This window comes from Anaerotruncus sp. 80 (assembly GCF_009936115.1).
Lineage (GTDB): Bacteria > Bacillota > Clostridia > Peptostreptococcales > Anaerovoracaceae > Senimuribacter > Senimuribacter intestinalis.
Window position 1 is genome coordinate 34,733 of record NZ_QWES01000014.1, and the last position, 15,227, is coordinate 49,959.

Here is a 15,227-nt window from a genome sequence, read left to right on the forward strand (position 1 = left end):
TACCTTGCACCCCCTATCTTACAGTTCTTCTACAGTAACAAGATGTGCTACTTTTGCTACAGCACCGCGAGTTGCAGGTGTGTCAGCTAATTCGACACTTCTATGCATCTTCTTCAGTCCTAACGCTTCGACAACTTTTCTCTGTTTAGGGGAAGCGCCAATTGTGCTCTTTGTCAATGTGATTTTTAACATAGCCATGAAACGTTCCTCCTTATCCTAAAATTTCTTCAGGAGCTTTGCCTCTCAGCTTAGCAACTTTTTCTACAGTCATCAGGCTCTTCAGACCTTCCAAAGTTGCATAAGCCATGTTTCCAGTGTTGCTGGAGCCGATGGACTTAGCTCTCACGTCTTTGATACCTGCAGCTTCCAGTACGGTACGTACAGAGGAACCTGCGATAACTCCGGTACCCTGTGCAGCAGGCATCAGTAAAACTTTACCTGCGCCGAAAATACCAACGTTTCTATGTGGGATAGTTGTTCCAACTGTAGGAACATATATTAAATTCTTCTTAGCATCTTCTGTTGCTTTTCTTACAGCTTCAGGAATTTCCTGTGCTTTACCAAGACCAACGCCTACATAGCCATTGCCGTCGCCGACTACTACAGTTACGCTGAATCTCATGTTTCTACCGCCTTTAACAGTCTTAGCTACACGTCTGATATTAACGATAGTTTCTTTTAAGTCAAGCTTGGATGCATCAATGATATTACGCATTCCTTATCTCCTCCTGTTAGAATTTTAATCCGCCTTCGCGAGCGCCATCAGCCAGTTCCTTCACTCTTCCGTGATAGAGGAAACCGCCTCTGTCAAAAGCAACAACTTCGATTCCTTTTGCCAGTGCTCTCTTTGCGATGGCTTCACCGACTTTCTTTGCAGCTTCCTTGTTTCCACCGTAACCGATTTCGGCTTTCAGTTCCTTATCAAGGGAAGATGCAGAAGCTAAAGTAACTTTGTTTACGTCGTCGATAATCTGGCAAGAAATGTTCTTGTTAGACTTGAAAACGCAAAGTCTAGGCTTCTCAGGAGTTCCGGATAAATTCTTTCTGACTCTTTCGTGTCTCTTAACACGTCTGTCGTTTCTGCTTTCTTTTGCCATTTTTCTTCACTCCTTTCCTTATTTAGCTCCAGCTTTTCCTTCTTTTCTGCGGATAACTTCGTCCTCGTACTTGATACCCTTTCCTTTGTACGGTTCAGGCATTCTCCAAGCTCTGATGTTTGCCGCATAGTTTCCGATAACTGCTTTGTCGATACCCTTTACTACTACAGTGGTAGCATCAGGAACTTCTGTTGTGATTCCTTCAGGGTCTTTCATTTCTACAGGATGAGAATATCCAAGGTTCATAACCAGTGTGTCACCTTTTTTCTCTGCTCTGTAACCAACACCGATCAACTGGAGTTTCTTCTGGTAACCTTCAGTTACGCCAACTACCATGTTGTTTACCAGTGTTCTTGCCAGACCGTGCTGAGATCTGTACTCTCTAGCATCGGAAGGTCTGGTAAATAAAATTTCGTTTTCTTTTACTTCTACGCTGATTAATTTGCTTACCTGTTCCTGCAGCTGACCTTTCGGTCCTTTTACTGTTACAAGATTGTTTGCATCTACAGTAACTTCTACGCCGGCAGGAAGTGCAACAGGTCTATTACCTATTCTAGACATAATTAATTACCTCCTACCATACATAACAGATGACTTCGCCGCCAACGCCAAGCTGTCTTGCTTTCTTGTCACTGATTACACCTTTAGATGTGGAAACGATTGCGATTCCCAGACCGCCCAGTACCTTAGGTACTTCGTTAGCCTTTGCGTAAACTTTCAGACCAGGCTTTGAAATCTTCTTAATTCCTGTGATAACTCTTTCTTTGCCGGCACCGTACTTCATCTGTACTTTGATGATGCCCTGCTTGTTATCGTCTATAACTTCGAATCCATTAATGTAGCCTTCTTCCAGTAAAATCTCTGCGATAGATTTTTTGATTCTTGATGCAGGGATTTCAACTGTTTCATGACCTACAGTATTGGCATTTCTGATTCTTGTTAGCATATCTGCTATTGGATCTGTCATTGTCATTACAGTATATCTCCTTTACTCTTGCGCGGTTCGAAGCGTCTAATCCTTTCTTTTTGCTGAGATCGGGGCGGTAAAATTCACCAAATCGGAGATTTGGGAATTTCTCGCACAAGACCTACCAGCGATTTCTTTCAGAAATCGGGTTAGGGCTTCGCCTTCGCACTGATTTAACGAATTCTTACCAGCTAGCTTTTCTTACGCCAGGGATTTCACCTTTATAAGCAAGCTCTCTGAAGCAGATACGGCAGATGCCGTATTTCTTTAATACAGAGTGAGGTCTTCCACAAAGTCTGCATCTTGTATAAGCGCGAGTGGAGTACTTCGGTTTTCTCTGCTGTTTTACTTTTAGAGATGTCTTAGCCATCTTAACCTCCTATTGCTTTTCGAACGGCATGCCCAGAAGCTCAAGCAGTGCTGCTGCTTCTTCGTCAGTCTTAGCCGTCGTCGTAAATACAATGTTCATACCTTTGATTGTGTCAACATCATCATAGTTAATTTCAGGGAAGATTAACTGTTCCTTGATACCCATGGAATAGTTTCCTCTGCCATCAAAAGAGTTTTTGCTAACACCCTTGAAGTCTCTTACTCTAGGAAGAGAGATGTTGAAGAACTTATCAATAAATTCATACATGTTATCCCCTCTCAGAGTAACTTTTGCTCCAACCGGCATGCCCTGTCTCACTTTGAAGTTAGCGATGGACTTTTTAGCCTTTGTTACAACCGGTCTCTGACCTGTGATCAGTCCGATTTCTTTTACGGCTGTTTCCAGAATCTTAGCATTTTCTTTTGCTTCGCCAAGACCCATATTTATAGTAACTTTCTCCAGCTTAGGTACTTCCATTACATTTTTGTACTGGAACTTTTCCTGCAGTGCTGGGAATACTTTTTCTTTATAAGTTTCTCTTAATCTTGCTGTCAAAATCGTCTCCTCCTTTCTTAGTCGATTACAGCTCCGGTCTTTCTGTTGACTCTAACTTTTTTGTCGCCATCAACTTTGTAACCAATCTTTACTGCTGCTTTTGCTTTTGTATCGTAGAACATTACGTTAGAAGCGTCGATTGGACCTTCTACATGTTTGATTTCAGCCTTAGCAGTTCTTGTCTGCTTCTGGTGCTTAGTCTGAATGTTTACGCCTTCTACGATGACTCTGTTTTCTTTCGGCATAGCTTTCAGGACTTTGCCTGTTTTGCCCTTATCTTTACCAGTAATCACAATTACTGTGTCGTCTTTTTTAATACGCATCTGTCAACACCTCCTTACAGTACTTCTGGTGCCAATGACACAATCTTCATAAAGCCCTTATCTCTGAGCTCTCTTGCAACAGGTCCGAAGATACGTGTTCCCACTGGGCTCTTGTCTTCTTTATCTTTAATGATTACTGCAGCGTTCTGGTCAAACTTTACATAGCTGCCGTCTGCTCTTCTGGCACCTTTCTTAGTTCTAACCACTACAGCCTTGACAACGTCACCTTTTTTAACGACGCCGCCTGGTGTTGCTTCTTTAACAGCACAAACGATTACATCACCGATATTCGCATACTGACGGGAAGTACCGCCCAGAATACGGATACATAAAAGTTCTTTTGCACCTGAATTGTCAGCAACTCTTAATCTAGTTTCAGTCTGAATCATGATTTGGTGCCTCCTTATTTAACTTTCTCTACGATGTTCACAAGTCTCCATCTCTTGTCTTTGGACAGAGGTCTTGTTTCCATAATTCTAACTTTATCGCCAATCTGGCATTCGTTGTTTTCATCGTGAGCCTTCACCTTCTTGGTTCTTTTTACAGCTTTGCCGTAAAGGGAATGTCTTACGAAGTCTTCGATTGCAACAACTACAGTCTTATCCATCTTATCGCTTACTACGATGCCGACTTTAGTCTTTCTTCTGTTTCTTTCAACTGCCATAATTTACATCCTCCTTTCTTAAGCCTGAACCTTTTCCAGTTCTTTTTCTCTTATGATAGTTTTCACTCTAGCGATGTTTCTCTTTACTTCTCTCATTTTAACAGGGTTTTCAAGCTGGCCTGTTACGTGCTGGAATCTCAAGTTGAACAGTTCTTTTTTCATCTTTTCCAGCTCAGCTGCGAGCTCGATTTCTGTCATTTCTCTCATTTTCTTTAATTCCATTATGCTTCACCACCCTCTGCTGCGTTTTCCTTGATGGCAAACTTACATTTAACAGGTAACTTGTGCATAGCAAGTCTCATAGCTTCTCTTGCCTGTTCTTCAGTTACCCCCTCAATCTCAAACATGACTCTGCCAGGTTTTACAACTGCTACCCAGTACTCAGGTGCACCTTTACCGGAACCCATACGTACTTCAGCAGGTTTCTTTGTTACTGACTTGTGTGGGAAAATCTTGATATATACTTTACCACCTCTTTTGATAGATCTTGTCATGGCAATACGAGCTGCCTCGATCTGATTGGAGGTGATCCATCCACATTCCTGTGATACCAGGCCATATGCACCGTAGGTAATTGTGTTGCCCTTGGTTGCTACGCCCTTCATTCTACCTCTATGAACTCTTCTGTGTTTAACGCGCTTTGGCATTAACATGGCTTTGTTCCTCCTTTCTTCAGTGCTTATTCTTCAGTAGCTTCTGCAGTTTCCACTGCTGCTTCTACCTGTGGTTCTTCTACTTTTTCTACCTTCGGAGTCTTTCTAACTCTTGGGTTTACAGCTTTCGGCGCTTCGTGTCTGTCGTTTCTGTCGCCGCGATCATTTCTCTTTCTGTCGCCACGTCTATCGTTTCTTCTTCTGTCGCCGTCTTTCTTGCCTCTTCTGTCTCTCTTTTCACGCTTTTCTTCGCGAACCGGGCTCTGTAATCCCTTGTCGAGGATTTCTCCGTGGTTAATCCATACTTTGATACCGATCTTACCATAAGTGGTGTCTGCTTCCGCAAACCCATAATCGATATCAGCTCGAAGAGTGTGGAGAGGAACGTTACCTTCGCTGTACTTTTCACTTCTAGCGATTTCAGCACCGCCCAGTCTTCCGGAGCAGAGAACTTTGATTCCCTTTGCGCCAGCTTTCATGGTTCTGCCCATTGCCTGTTTCATGGCTCTTCTGAAAGATACACGTCTTTCTAATGCCTGTGCGATGGACTCAGCTGTCAGCTGTGCATCGAGTTCAGATCTTCTAACTTCTTCGATGGAAATCTCTACTTCTTTCTTTGTCATTTTAACCAGTGCAGCCTTCAGTTCTTCAACGCCGTTGCCGGAACGTCCAATTACCATACCAGGTCTTGCAGTTAAAACGATGACTCTGATTTTGTTTTCTGCAGCTCTTTCAATTAACACTTTAGAAACGCCTGCAGCATATAATTTTTTCTTTACGTATTCTCTGACTTTGTTATCTTCAACCAGCATGTCTGCAAAGTTGTGCTTGTTTGCATACCATTTGGAATTCCAGTCTTTGATTACGCCCACTCTCAATCCATGTGGACTTACTTTCTGACCCATTCAATGAACCTCCTATCTTAGTCTCTTTCCTTCAGAGTCACGCCAACGTGGCTTGATCTCTTCAGAATGATTGATGCTCTACCTTGTGAACCGGCTCTCCATCTCTTCATTGTAGGGCCCTGATGAGCATATACCTCAGCAACGTATAAATTGTCCGGATTCATATCGAAATTGTTTTCAGCGTTTGCTGCTGCTGACTGAACAACTTTTTCAACGATTTCAGCACCTTTACCCGGTGTGAATTTCAGGATTGTTAATGCCTCCGCTAAGTCTTTGCCTCTAACCAGATCAGTTACCGGTTTCAGCTTGATAGGAGACATTCTTACGTATTTTGCAACTGCTTTTGCTTCCATTTCTTATCTCCTTTTCTTATCTAACCTTTGATGACTTATCTGCAGCATGACCTCTGTAAGTTCTGGTTGGAGCAAATTCTCCAAGCTTATGTCCTACCATGTCTTCTGTAACATATACAGGCACATGTTTTCTTCCATCATGGACTGCAATTGTGTGACCCACCATCTGTGGGAAGATTGTAGATGGTCTAGACCAAGTCTTGATAACTTTCTTTTCGTTCGCTTCGTTCATTGCTTCGATAGCTTTCAGAAGCTTCACGTCTACGAAAGGACCTTTTTTAAGTGATCTACTCATTTATCTATGCTCCTTCCTTATTTCTCATTTCTTCTCTTTACGATATACTGATTAGAAGCTTTGTTCTTCTTTCTGGTCTTATAGCCAAGAGCAGGTTTACCCCAAGGAGTAACAGGACCTTTACGTCCGATAGGCGCTCTACCTTCACCACCGCCGTGTGGGTGATCGTTCGGGTTCATAACAGAACCTCTAACGGTAGGTCTGATACCCATGTGTCTTTTTCTTCCTGCTTTACCAATCTGGATGTTGGAATGATCTGCATTTCCAACTTCACCGATGGTTGCTCTGCACTGAATCAGAACTTTTCTAACTTCTCCGGAAGGCAGTCTTACCTGCGCATATTTGTCTTCTTTTGCCATCAGCTGCGCGGCATTACCTGCTGATCTTGCCATCTGACCACCTTTGCCAGGCTTCAGTTCGATGTTGTGAATCATTGTACCAACTGGAATGTTAGCGATTGGAAGTGCGTTTCCAACCTTGATATCAGCTTCAGGACCGGAATAGATTACATCGCCTACCTTTAATTTTTCAGGTGCGATGATATATCTCTTTTCACCGTCTGCGTATACGATTAAAGCGATGTTTGCGCTTCTGTTTGGATCGTATTCGATTGTCTTAACAGTTCCCGGAATATCGTCTTTTCTTCTCTTGAAGTCGATGATTCTGTATTTTGGTCTTGTACCGCCACCTCTGTGTCTAACGGTAATCTTACCTCTAACGTTTCTTCCTGCATGTTTTTTCAGAGTTACTGTCAAAGATTTCTCAGGAGTTTTCGCTGTGATTTCTTCGAAAGTAGAAACGGTCATACCTCTCTGTCCAGGAGTCGTTGGTTTATATTTTTTAATTCCCATTCGTAGTTACCTCCTATATTACAGACCCTGGAAGAACTCGATTTCTTTGCTGGCTTCTGTCAAGGTTACAATCGCCTTCTTGTAAGCAGCTCTTCTTCCCATGGTTCTTCCCATTCTCTTTAATTTTCCGTCATAGTTCATAATGTTGACTTTTTTAACTTCAACACCAAAGATTTCTTCAACAGCCAGTTTTACCTGGGTCTTGTTAGCGTCTGTTGCAACTTTGAATGTGTACTTCTTTTCCTGTGCCTGGTCCATACTCTGTTCGGAGATAACCGGCTTGATAATTACGTCGTATGCGCTTCTCATTATAAGTACACCTCCTCAATTTTTTCGATTGCTTCCTTTGTTACGATGAAGCTTGTGTGGTTTACGATTTCGTAAACGTTCATGGTTCCTACCTGGGCAGTTTTTACGCCAGGGATGTTTGCTGCGGATCTAACAACGTTTTCGTCTTTTTCGGCAGTGATGATCAGTGCCTTTCTTGCAGCTTTGACATTCTCTAAAACCTTAACCATTTCCTTAGTCTTAGGAGCATCAAATTTCAGTTCATCGAGTACGATGATTTCTTTATCTAATACCTTTGCGGAAAGAGCGGACTTCAGTGCCAGTCTCTTTAACTTCTTAGGTACTTTATAGCTGTAATCTCTTGGCTTCGGTGCGAAAGCGATACCGCCTCCTACCTGTGAAGGGTCAGTTGTGGAACCCTGTCTGTGACGACCGGTACCTTTCTGTCTGAAAGGCTTTCTGCCGCCTCCTCTGACTTCGCCTCTAGTCTTTGCGGACTGTGTGCCCTGTCTCTGGTTTGCCAGATAATTTACAACAACTGCGTGAACAGCGTTAGCATTTGGTTCGATACCAAAGATTTCGTCTTTAAGCTCAATTGTTCCGGCTTCAGTTCCGGCCATGTTAAGCATTGTTACTTTTGCCATTTTATGCTTCCTCCTTTCTGAAGTCTATTCTATTTGTCCTGACCTTTGACAGCGTACTGGACTTTTACCAGACTTCCTTTGCCGCCAGGTACTGCGCCCTTAACCAGCATCAGGTTTCTGTCAGTGTCAACTTTTACTAAAACTACGTTCTGAACGGTAACAGTTTCGCGTCCCATTCTACCAGGTCCGGCATTACCCTTGAATACTCTGGAAGGATAAGTACCAGCAGCCAGTGCGCCGGCTAATCTCTTGTGCTTAGAACCGTGGGTCATCGGACCTCTGTGATGTCCGTGTCTCTTGATGTTACCCTGCGTGCCTTTACCTTTGGAAGTACCGGTGATGTCCAGTTTGCTTCCTTCTTCGAAATCAGCAACAGTGATAACCTGTCCTAATTCGTAAGTTTCGCCTTCTTCTACTCTGAATTCAGTCAGATGTTTCTTCAGAGGAGCACCGCTCTTTGCAAAGTGACCTGTCATAGGTTTGTTCACTCTGTGTGCTTTCTGATCTTCGAATGCAACCTGTACTGCGTTGTAACCGTCAGTTTCTACTGTCTTAACCTGTGTTACAACTTCAGGACCAGCTTCGATAACTGTTACAGGAATTACTTCTCCTGTTTCTGCGAAAATCTGGGTCATACCGATTTTCTTGCCTAAAATAGCTTTCATATTGTTTCTCCTTTTCACTTACATTGGATTGCTCTGGTGTGCAACTTGCCGCAGCGGCGCCGCATCTTGCGCCTGGGCTCTCACAGGTGAGCCTTTGGCAGCTTTTCCCTCTCATGCAATCTTACTAAGGGAAGGTCCCTTACTTTACTTGTCTTTTTCCGGCATTGCTGCGTTGCTGCTCCTTCTCTGCGATACTCACGCACTTAAGTGCGCTCCGTTTCTCGAAACTCACACGCCTTGCACTCCCGAAAAAATCCTGCGTAACTTTACTATTACACCTTAGCTGACTACAGCTTGATTTCGATGTCTACGCCAGCAGGTAAATCCAGCTTAGTTAAAGCGTCTGTAGTCTGCAGTGTAGCATTGGTGATATCGATCAATCTCTTGTGTGTTCTCTGTTCGAACTGCTCTCTGCTGTCCTTATATTTGTGAACAGCTCTCAGGATTGTCACGATTTCTTTCTCTGTCGGAAGCGGAATCGGTCCGGAAACGTCTGCGCCAGTTTTCTTGGCAGTTTCCACGATCTTCGCTGCGGACTGGTCTAATAACGCATGGTCATAGGCCTTAAGCTTAATTCTGATTTTCTGTAATTCGCTCATTTTTTCCTCCTAAAATTTTTTGTACTGTTTTCGCTATGCTTGTACAGGGGTTCTTTTCTGACCAGATGTTCTGTGCCTCGCGAATCTGCGCAGAACCCAGTCAAATGCCCACTTCTGTAACGTGTGCGGTGGAATTGCTTACTTTGCACACGGCTCCGTGCGTTTCTTTATTTTTCGCACAAAGCAAAAGTCGGCGAACACCTTCGCCCCCATCTGGTGGGGACAATTCTCTGTAGAAATTACCGGATAGCTCCGCAACTTCCTACTTCATCGCCTTAAGCAAGCCTTTTAATTATATATGAGGTTGGTAAAGATTGCAACCCTTTTTTAAAAAAACTTTTCACGATTTTTGAAGTTTTTTCATGATATGACACAGTGATTTCAACTGCTTAAACCCCATATCATTATACACTGATCCTGGCGTTTCTATTATGACAACAACCATCTTAGAATTCATTTTACCTGTGCTGCACTATTTTCCCTAAAAACACCCTGGAAGGTGAACTTTTTCCAAGTGAAAAAGCGGCATCCGCACCATGACCCTTGATTCAGCGTTATATGGTGCAGCATCAAGACTACACAAGCGCAGAAACGCAACATTGCCTTACATTTGCCTTAAAATGGTGGAGATTTTTACATTCCTAATTCGAGATTCTCTGCATGTATATCCGATGACTGCACTGCGCCATCGACTTAAACCCTGAAAATCCGCATCAAAAACTCACCTCCCGGTAGCGCCCGCAACTCTGCCGGACTTACAGCTTTCATGCGCAGAACCAAAACACTGTATGCCGCCATGCTGAGTAGGATACTGCATAAAACGCCCAAAGCGTTTCCCGCCCATGCGAAGACTATATTATAGGAGCCATACGCGCACAGACCCATAATCATAGCTGCCAGCATAGGCTTTACAAAGGTTTGCACAAAAGGAAAGTGTACACCAGTTTCCTTTTTTATTTCATGCAAGTTTAAAATCAGTGCAATCAAATATGCGCCACTTGTTCCCAAAGCAGCTCCCCTCACATGAATAGTGGGAATACCCACCAGCACATAGGTCAGCACCGTTTTCAGCACAGCGCCGACAGCCATATTGCGCACCGGTTTCATCTGTTTACCTACGGACTGCAGCGCTCCAGTTGTGGTCTGCACGATGGCAAGGAGTATCACGCCGATGGTCATAACCTGCAGAGTCGGCACAGCCTGCAGCGCATTTTCCCTCTGGTTAAAATACAGCAAAAGAAGAATTGGTTTGGCAAGAACAAAAAGACCTACAGCGCAAGGACACGCTAAAAGCATAGTCATACGCATACTAATTCGGATGTTTTCCTGCACTTTATCTTTTCTTCCCTGCCAAAAAAATGCTGCAATGGAGGGCACCAGGCTCACCGCAATTGCCTGCGTAAAAGTCTGGGGCAGTGAAATCAGTGTATCGCAATAAGCACCGTACTGATTATACAGGTTCAACGCCTCACTCGCTTCCCAGCCTGTATCTTTTAACCTTGAAACCACCAGTGTCGTATCAATGGCTGACATCAAAGGCATGATTTCTGCCCCGATTACGATAGGTACTGCAATCCAGGCAATTTTCTTCAGAATTTCTACAGTCGATTCCGACCTTAAACCGGCTTCGCCTGTAAGGCGTTCGGGAGCTTTTCCAAATTGTCTGCATCGTCTCCAGTAAATCGCACCTATTACGCACATGCCTGCCATGGCCCCCGCGACAGCGCCAAAAGTAGCGCCAGCAGCGGCGATATCCAAGCCCTCATCATATAAATAAAATCCCAGTCCAAGTCCTGCGGCTACTCGCACCACCTGCTCGAAAACTTCTGAAACCGCTGTAGGGCGCATATCCTGCTGTCCCTGAAAATATCCCCGAAAGGCAGCAAGCAGCGGTACGATACACAGCGCTGGCGCTATGGCCCTCAGAGAATTTTGAGAGCCGGGAATATCAATTACAAAGGCGATTAAATCTGCTCCGAAAAAACAAATGGCAAAAGCGGCTGCTCCGATTACCGCCATCAGTTTCAACGCTGTAAGAAAGACTTTTCTTGCGCCAGACCGATTCCCTACCGCAGTGCGCTCCGACACCATGCGCGAAACTGCAACCGGTATCCCCGCCGTTGCCAGCACTAAAAAAATGGCATATATCGTATATGCTACATTATAGTATGCCATACCCTCGCCCAGCTTGTTGGCAATAGGAATTCTAAGCGCTGCTCCCAGCAGTTTCACTAAAATTCCTGATATGCTCAAAATCACTGCGCCTCTTATAAAATCTCTCTTTCCATCCATGTTTTCTCCCAACCCTTTTATAGCTTTCTATTTAGTATATCAGAATAGACCATTTATTTGAACTGATATTTTATAGAAAGATAACAAAAGAAAAAGGACGTGATTCTCAAATTCAGCGAACCCCGTCCTATCTTTTTAATAATATTCCACTTTTGCCTGAAAGCGAGCCTTTGTATGTGTACATACCGGTCACTCACCCGGTGCTTCTATTCTATATTCTGTCGTATACTTTTTCCATAGATATCTCCGGATTTACTGCCGTCTTCGCTTCCATAGCAATAGATGCACAGGCGATGCCCATCTGCGCCGCTTCTCTGGCTGACATGCCTTTCACATGCCCCAGCAAAATCGCTGCAGAAAAAGCATCGCCGGCTCCAGTGGCGCTTAATACCCTCACCGACTTTGTCGCTGCGATCCCCTCGCAAGCGCCTTCTCTGTAATAAGCACCCTTTTCGCCAAGACTGATAAAGACCCTTTTTACACCCTGTCTGCAAAACCATTCTCCTGCTCTTGACAGAGAAATCTCATCAGTGATCTTAATACCGCTTAACAGTTCTGCCTCAATGCGATTGGGTTTTATGGTGTGAAAAGCTCCGATAATCGGCTTTACCCGTTCCGCCTTTGAAGCAGATACCGGATCCAGAAACAGAGGTACTCTGGCATGCTCCGTGATGTAGTCCAAACTCTCCCTCTGTAGATTGCAATCCACACCAACGATTTTCGAGCGATTCAAAAACTCCATCTTATCTTCCAGAAATGCCGGTGTAATCCGCTCCAAAATATCCATGTTGCAAATGGCAAGTTCCATATCATTTCTATGATTGAGAATAGACAAATACACCCCCGTGCTTTCACCCTGAATATGGTAAATATGATCTGTACCCACACCCAGACTTTCAAGCTGTTTTCTAGCACTTTCTCCCATAAAGTCATCACCTGTCAAAGAAAGCATGGCTGCATCGCCGCCCATTCTTGCGATATTCTCTACGATATTTCGCCCTACGCCTCCAAAGGACTGATTCACAAGCCCTGGATTGGAATCCGCCGTGCGAAGAGGCTGATAGGGAATCCCCTCAATATCAATATTGATTCCTCCGACTACAGTTATCTCTGCCATTTTCTTGCTGCATCCTTTCTGGTATACCTCTTATCAATCTGTAAAAATACTTCCGCCAATAAACTCTCTGATAATCGAGTTATTGACGATGATACTGTCATCCTCTATGGTTTTAAAGAAACGCAGGAATTTCAGCATGCGCACTGCATCTGCATATTCTGCTTCCTGGGGGCTTATTTCCTTCAGCAGCGGCTCTGCGTATTTCTTCAGAACTGCAATCTCATAAACATGATACGAATTAAACAGCACATCTGCCTCTCCGCTGTATGGAAAAATATTCTTGTCCTCACCCGCACGGACCTTTGGCCAACTTGCAATAGTGCTCTGCGCGTTGTGTCCTCTATACAGATTATCGCGCACCATACGCCGCAGCATTCGTTCATCAGTCGTTGGGATTCTGTTATGTGCATCGATATTAAGCTGCGTCAGCGGACTGATATAAACCTTAAACTTTTCTTCCTTCGGAATATAGGCAGTCAATTCTTCGTTGAGCGCATGGATGCCTTCAATGACGATAGGCTGATTTGCCTTGATCGATGTAATTCTTCTCCCGTATTCTTTATGTCCAGTCATAAAGTTGAAAGTCGGCAAATCCACCTTTTCGCCTGCCAGCAGGTCATTCATATTGCTGTTGAACAATTCAATATCCAGCGCCTGCAAATTTTCATAATCCCTCTCGCCGTGCTCATCGAGCGGCGTCTGCTCCCGCTCAACAAAATAGTCGTCAGTTCCCATATAAATCGGATCCAGACCATTCACCTTCAGCTGAATGCAGAGTCTGCGCGCAAAAGTGGTCTTGCCTGATGAAGACGGTCCGGCAATGAGAACAATCCGTTTATTCTGCTGTTTTATCATATCGGCAATCTCTGCAATTTTCTTCTCGTGCAGCGCCTCAGAAAGCTGAATCAGCTCTCTGTACTGACCATTTTCAATTTTCTCATTCAAATCCGCCACGTAGTTGACGCCCAGCAGTTTGTCCCATCTGGTTTGTTCTCCAAATGCCTGATACATCTTCGTTTCATCCACATAAGGCGGAATCTCTCCCGGATTCGATGGGTGCGGAAAACGCAGCAACACGCCGCGGCGATATTTCATCAGCTGAAAGAACTGAATATATCCTGTAGACGGCGCCATCAGCCCATAGAAAAAATCTCTGACATTGCCGAGGGAGTAGAACTTTACGTCCTTTAAATTAAGAGAAGCACCCATAATCTTCTGTTTGTCTCTGCGCCCTTCTCTTTCAAAAATCTCCATGGCTTTTTCTCTGGAGACAACCTCTTTCACAAAAGGCATATCGGCATCTACGATTTCCCGCATTCGCTTTTCGATCTGCGCAACCTGCGCCTCAGTCACAACTTCTGCTGTCTTAATTTCTGTATAGACTCCTTTATTTAAAGAGTTCTGTATTTCAACACGCACATTGCCCAGACAATCTGACACGGCTTTCAGATAGATTAAAGACAAGCTGTACTGATAAATCAGATTAGCAGCCTGCGTCCTTATATCCAAAAGTTCCACACGGCATTCTGTATCCAGCGCATAAGTCAGATCCTCAAATTTATTGTCTACCTTCGCCGCTATAATCGTATAAGGCAAGTCCTTCTCATAGCTTCGATAAATTTCCTCTATTGTAATCCCCTGTTCCAGTTCCAACATTTCCCACGGACCCCTTGGAACTGTTCTAAGATAAACCTTCATATTTAATCTCCTTCCTTGCGGCAGTACCGCAATCCTTCTGAGGTTATTATATCACACTCGCCTTTTATGTAAAAGCAAAAACACAAAGAGAGGGATTTCTCCCTCTCTCATCTGCTGAAATTAGCAACATGTAGGTTCGCATGTGTCGCCGCAGCTGCCACATCCGAAAGCGCCCGGATTGCAGAACAGCAGAACCAGTAATAAGAAAAAGAATAACAGACTATCGTCCATACCTCTTCTATTATTAAAACATGACATAATACATACCTCCTGTTTTAGTCGTTTGCTATATATTATGTGGTCTGCTTGTCATTGGTTCATGAAAAATCGACACGATCTGTAAGCTTAAAACGGAGTTGCATCGCTGACCTGCACAGGCGTCAAATCCACAGACTCTTGCTCTGTCTCAGTATCAGCTCTAGACTCCTCCACCTCTTCAGCTGAACACTGACACGGTTTCTGAGATGCGCATGACAAATCCTCACCTTCTGCGACTTCCGGTTCAGGCGGAAGTGCTGCTTCATAGCTTTCGGCATCAACAGCCTCTGCAATCGCACCTCTAGCCTCGGCACTCTGCTCAAACTGTTCTCGCTGACGATCTCTGCGCTGTTTCTCAAGCCTTCTGCCTTCTTCCACTGCCTTTCTCGTGTTATTGTTCAGATACAAATCCACCAGCTTTCGCATTTCTGCAGCATGAAGGGTAATGCCCTTACGCATGCGTTCATGATGAGGATCCCAATCGCGAAGATCATATTTAGCGGTAGCGCCATTCCAACTGATGATATTCAGCTCACGATTCCATCCGCTTTCAAATCTGGTGATAACTCCTAAATGTTCTTTAATTTCAAATGTGATATTTTTCTCTGACATTTCCATCTCTCTTTCCATGCC

General features: G+C 44.1%; 24 protein-coding genes and 1 pseudogene. All 25 read right to left on the reverse strand.

Going from position 1 to position 15,227, the window contains the following annotated elements; genetic code table 11:
- Positions 1 to 18 precede the first annotated feature (18 nt).
- Complete coding sequence (gene rpmD, locus D1155_RS08410) at positions 19 to 198, reverse strand: 50S ribosomal protein L30 (protein WP_160201950.1); 180 nt, start codon at positions 196 to 198, stop codon at positions 19 to 21.
- A gap of 13 nt (positions 199 to 211) precedes the next feature.
- Positions 212 to 715: a 30S ribosomal protein S5 gene (gene rpsE, locus D1155_RS08415; RefSeq protein WP_160201951.1), complete on the reverse strand. Its 504-nt coding sequence runs from the start codon at positions 713 to 715 to the stop codon at positions 212 to 214.
- A 16-nt stretch (positions 716 to 731) separates the two neighbouring features.
- A complete protein-coding gene (gene rplR, locus D1155_RS08420) occupies positions 732 to 1,097 on the reverse strand; it encodes a 50S ribosomal protein L18 (RefSeq protein ID WP_160201952.1) in 366 nt (121 codons plus the stop codon).
- 18 nt (positions 1,098 to 1,115) lie between these two features.
- Entirely contained in the window at positions 1,116 to 1,658 is a 543-nt protein-coding gene (gene rplF / locus D1155_RS08425; RefSeq protein WP_160201953.1) for a 50S ribosomal protein L6, read from the reverse strand.
- 13 nt (positions 1,659 to 1,671) lie between these two features.
- Positions 1,672 to 2,070 carry a 30S ribosomal protein S8 gene (gene rpsH, locus D1155_RS08430; RefSeq protein WP_160201954.1) on the reverse strand — a complete coding sequence of 133 codons (399 nt, stop codon included), beginning with the start codon at positions 2,068 to 2,070 and terminating at the stop codon, positions 1,672 to 1,674.
- Between the two features lie 178 nt (positions 2,071 to 2,248).
- A complete protein-coding gene (locus D1155_RS08435; RefSeq protein ID WP_160201955.1) occupies positions 2,249 to 2,434 on the reverse strand; it encodes a type Z 30S ribosomal protein S14 in 186 nt (61 codons plus the stop codon).
- A gap of 9 nt (positions 2,435 to 2,443) precedes the next feature.
- Positions 2,444 to 2,989 (reverse strand): 50S ribosomal protein L5, encoded by a 546-nt coding sequence (gene rplE, locus D1155_RS08440; RefSeq protein ID WP_160201956.1) that lies wholly within the window; start codon positions 2,987 to 2,989, stop codon positions 2,444 to 2,446.
- A 17-nt stretch (positions 2,990 to 3,006) separates the two neighbouring features.
- Positions 3,007 to 3,312, reverse strand: a complete 306-nt coding sequence (gene rplX / locus D1155_RS08445; RefSeq protein WP_160201957.1) for a 50S ribosomal protein L24 — start codon at positions 3,310 to 3,312, stop codon at positions 3,007 to 3,009.
- Between the two features lie 14 nt (positions 3,313 to 3,326).
- On the reverse strand, positions 3,327 to 3,701 hold the full coding sequence (gene rplN / locus D1155_RS08450) for a 50S ribosomal protein L14 (protein WP_160201958.1): 375 nt from the start codon (positions 3,699 to 3,701) through the stop codon (positions 3,327 to 3,329).
- Between the two features lie 14 nt (positions 3,702 to 3,715).
- Positions 3,716 to 3,976, reverse strand: a complete 261-nt coding sequence (gene rpsQ, locus D1155_RS08455; RefSeq protein WP_160201959.1) for a 30S ribosomal protein S17 — start codon at positions 3,974 to 3,976, stop codon at positions 3,716 to 3,718.
- Positions 3,977 to 3,994: 18 nt separating this feature from the next.
- The gene (gene rpmC / locus D1155_RS08460; RefSeq protein ID WP_160201960.1) at positions 3,995 to 4,198 is read right to left on the reverse strand and encodes a 50S ribosomal protein L29; all 204 of its coding nucleotides are present in this window, start codon (positions 4,196 to 4,198) and stop codon (positions 3,995 to 3,997) included.
- Positions 4,198 to 4,629 (reverse strand): 50S ribosomal protein L16, encoded by a 432-nt coding sequence (rplP, locus tag D1155_RS08465; RefSeq protein ID WP_160201961.1) that lies wholly within the window; start codon positions 4,627 to 4,629, stop codon positions 4,198 to 4,200. The genes rpmC and rplP overlap by 1 nt, the downstream gene beginning before the upstream one ends.
- A 26-nt stretch (positions 4,630 to 4,655) precedes the next feature.
- Positions 4,656 to 5,534, reverse strand: coding sequence for a 30S ribosomal protein S3 (gene rpsC / locus D1155_RS08470; RefSeq protein WP_160201962.1), 879 nt, complete (start codon positions 5,532 to 5,534; stop codon positions 4,656 to 4,658).
- A gap of 17 nt (positions 5,535 to 5,551) precedes the next feature.
- Positions 5,552 to 5,887, reverse strand: coding sequence for a 50S ribosomal protein L22 (gene rplV / locus D1155_RS08475; protein WP_160201963.1), 336 nt, complete (start codon positions 5,885 to 5,887; stop codon positions 5,552 to 5,554).
- Positions 5,888 to 5,903: 16 nt separating this feature from the next.
- The gene (rpsS, locus tag D1155_RS08480; RefSeq protein ID WP_160201964.1) at positions 5,904 to 6,182 is read right to left on the reverse strand and encodes a 30S ribosomal protein S19; all 279 of its coding nucleotides are present in this window, start codon (positions 6,180 to 6,182) and stop codon (positions 5,904 to 5,906) included.
- A 17-nt stretch (positions 6,183 to 6,199) separates the two neighbouring features.
- Complete coding sequence (gene rplB / locus D1155_RS08485; RefSeq protein WP_160201965.1) at positions 6,200 to 7,033, reverse strand: 50S ribosomal protein L2; 834 nt, start codon at positions 7,031 to 7,033, stop codon at positions 6,200 to 6,202.
- Between the two features lie 18 nt (positions 7,034 to 7,051).
- Positions 7,052 to 7,342 (reverse strand): 50S ribosomal protein L23, encoded by a 291-nt coding sequence (rplW, locus tag D1155_RS08490; RefSeq protein ID WP_160201966.1) that lies wholly within the window; start codon positions 7,340 to 7,342, stop codon positions 7,052 to 7,054.
- Positions 7,342 to 7,965 (reverse strand): 50S ribosomal protein L4, encoded by a 624-nt coding sequence (gene rplD, locus D1155_RS08495; RefSeq protein WP_160201967.1) that lies wholly within the window; start codon positions 7,963 to 7,965, stop codon positions 7,342 to 7,344. The genes rplW and rplD overlap by 1 nt, the downstream gene beginning before the upstream one ends.
- Positions 7,966 to 7,994: 29 nt before the next feature.
- Positions 7,995 to 8,630: a 50S ribosomal protein L3 gene (gene rplC, locus D1155_RS08500; protein ID WP_160201968.1), complete on the reverse strand. Its 636-nt coding sequence runs from the start codon at positions 8,628 to 8,630 to the stop codon at positions 7,995 to 7,997.
- A gap of 287 nt (positions 8,631 to 8,917) precedes the next feature.
- Positions 8,918 to 9,229, reverse strand: coding sequence for a 30S ribosomal protein S10 (rpsJ, locus tag D1155_RS08505; RefSeq protein ID WP_160201969.1), 312 nt, complete (start codon positions 9,227 to 9,229; stop codon positions 8,918 to 8,920).
- 693 nt (positions 9,230 to 9,922) lie between these two features.
- Positions 9,923 to 11,521, reverse strand: a complete 1,599-nt coding sequence (locus D1155_RS08510; RefSeq protein WP_160201970.1) for a polysaccharide biosynthesis protein — start codon at positions 11,519 to 11,521, stop codon at positions 9,923 to 9,925.
- Between the two features lie 211 nt (positions 11,522 to 11,732).
- The gene (locus D1155_RS08515; RefSeq protein WP_160201971.1) at positions 11,733 to 12,638 is read right to left on the reverse strand and encodes a carbohydrate kinase family protein; all 906 of its coding nucleotides are present in this window, start codon (positions 12,636 to 12,638) and stop codon (positions 11,733 to 11,735) included.
- 33 nt (positions 12,639 to 12,671) lie between these two features.
- Complete coding sequence (locus tag D1155_RS08520) at positions 12,672 to 14,336, reverse strand: nucleoside kinase (protein WP_160201972.1); 1,665 nt, start codon at positions 14,334 to 14,336, stop codon at positions 12,672 to 12,674.
- Positions 14,337 to 14,456: 120 nt separating this feature from the next.
- Positions 14,457 to 14,594 (reverse strand): hypothetical protein, encoded by a 138-nt coding sequence (locus tag D1155_RS08525; RefSeq protein ID WP_160201973.1) that lies wholly within the window; start codon positions 14,592 to 14,594, stop codon positions 14,457 to 14,459.
- 393 nt (positions 14,595 to 14,987) lie between these two features.
- A pseudogene (locus tag D1155_RS15825) lies at positions 14,988 to 15,206 on the reverse strand (PC4/YdbC family ssDNA-binding protein); the annotation flags it as partial.
- Between the last annotated feature and the right edge of the window lie 21 nt (positions 15,207 to 15,227).

What these genes read in the sequence shown, in the direction of transcription:
- rpsH (WP_160201954.1), bottom strand. Translation starts at nt 2,070, where the DNA reads ATGACAATGACAGATCCAATAGCAGATATGCTAACAAGAATCAGAAAT.
- rpmC (WP_160201960.1), bottom strand. Translation starts at nt 4,198, where the DNA reads ATGGAATTAAAGAAAATGAGAGAAATGACAGAAATCGAGCTCGCAGCT.
- rpsJ (WP_160201969.1), bottom strand. Translation starts at nt 9,229, where the DNA reads ATGAGCGAATTACAGAAAATCAGAATTAAGCTTAAGGCCTATGACCAT.
- rplV (WP_160201963.1), bottom strand. Translation starts at nt 5,887, where the DNA reads ATGGAAGCAAAAGCAGTTGCAAAATACGTAAGAATGTCTCCTATCAAG.
- rpsC (WP_160201962.1), bottom strand. Translation starts at nt 5,534, where the DNA reads ATGGGTCAGAAAGTAAGTCCACATGGATTGAGAGTGGGCGTAATCAAA.
- rplF (WP_160201953.1), bottom strand. Translation starts at nt 1,658, where the DNA reads ATGTCTAGAATAGGTAATAGACCTGTTGCACTTCCTGCCGGCGTAGAA.
- rplD (WP_160201967.1), bottom strand. Translation starts at nt 7,965, where the DNA reads ATGGCAAAAGTAACAATGCTTAACATGGCCGGAACTGAAGCCGGAACA.
- rpsE (WP_160201951.1), bottom strand. Translation starts at nt 715, where the DNA reads ATGCGTAATATCATTGATGCATCCAAGCTTGACTTAAAAGAAACTATC.
- D1155_RS08525 (WP_160201973.1), bottom strand. Translation starts at nt 14,594, where the DNA reads ATGTCATGTTTTAATAATAGAAGAGGTATGGACGATAGTCTGTTATTC.
- rplW (WP_160201966.1), bottom strand. Translation starts at nt 7,342, where the DNA reads ATGAGAAGCGCATACGACGTAATTATCAAGCCGGTTATCTCCGAACAG.
- rplN (WP_160201958.1), bottom strand. Translation starts at nt 3,701, where the DNA reads ATGATTCAGACTGAAACTAGATTAAGAGTTGCTGACAATTCAGGTGCA.
- rpsS (WP_160201964.1), bottom strand. Translation starts at nt 6,182, where the DNA reads ATGAGTAGATCACTTAAAAAAGGTCCTTTCGTAGACGTGAAGCTTCTG.
- D1155_RS08510 (WP_160201970.1), bottom strand. Translation starts at nt 11,521, where the DNA reads ATGGATGGAAAGAGAGATTTTATAAGAGGCGCAGTGATTTTGAGCATA.
- D1155_RS08520 (WP_160201972.1), bottom strand. Translation starts at nt 14,336, where the DNA reads ATGAAGGTTTATCTTAGAACAGTTCCAAGGGGTCCGTGGGAAATGTTG.
- rplB (WP_160201965.1), bottom strand. Translation starts at nt 7,033, where the DNA reads ATGGGAATTAAAAAATATAAACCAACGACTCCTGGACAGAGAGGTATG.
- rplC (WP_160201968.1), bottom strand. Translation starts at nt 8,630, where the DNA reads ATGAAAGCTATTTTAGGCAAGAAAATCGGTATGACCCAGATTTTCGCA.
- D1155_RS08515 (WP_160201971.1), bottom strand. Translation starts at nt 12,638, where the DNA reads ATGGCAGAGATAACTGTAGTCGGAGGAATCAATATTGATATTGAGGGG.
- rplP (WP_160201961.1), bottom strand. Translation starts at nt 4,629, where the DNA reads ATGTTAATGCCAAAGCGCGTTAAACACAGAAGAGTTCATAGAGGTAGA.
- rplX (WP_160201957.1), bottom strand. Translation starts at nt 3,312, where the DNA reads ATGCGTATTAAAAAAGACGACACAGTAATTGTGATTACTGGTAAAGAT.
- rplR (WP_160201952.1), bottom strand. Translation starts at nt 1,097, where the DNA reads ATGGCAAAAGAAAGCAGAAACGACAGACGTGTTAAGAGACACGAAAGA.
- D1155_RS08435 (WP_160201955.1), bottom strand. Translation starts at nt 2,434, where the DNA reads ATGGCTAAGACATCTCTAAAAGTAAAACAGCAGAGAAAACCGAAGTAC.
- rpsQ (WP_160201959.1), bottom strand. Translation starts at nt 3,976, where the DNA reads ATGGCAGTTGAAAGAAACAGAAGAAAGACTAAAGTCGGCATCGTAGTA.
- rpmD (WP_160201950.1), bottom strand. Translation starts at nt 198, where the DNA reads ATGGCTATGTTAAAAATCACATTGACAAAGAGCACAATTGGCGCTTCC.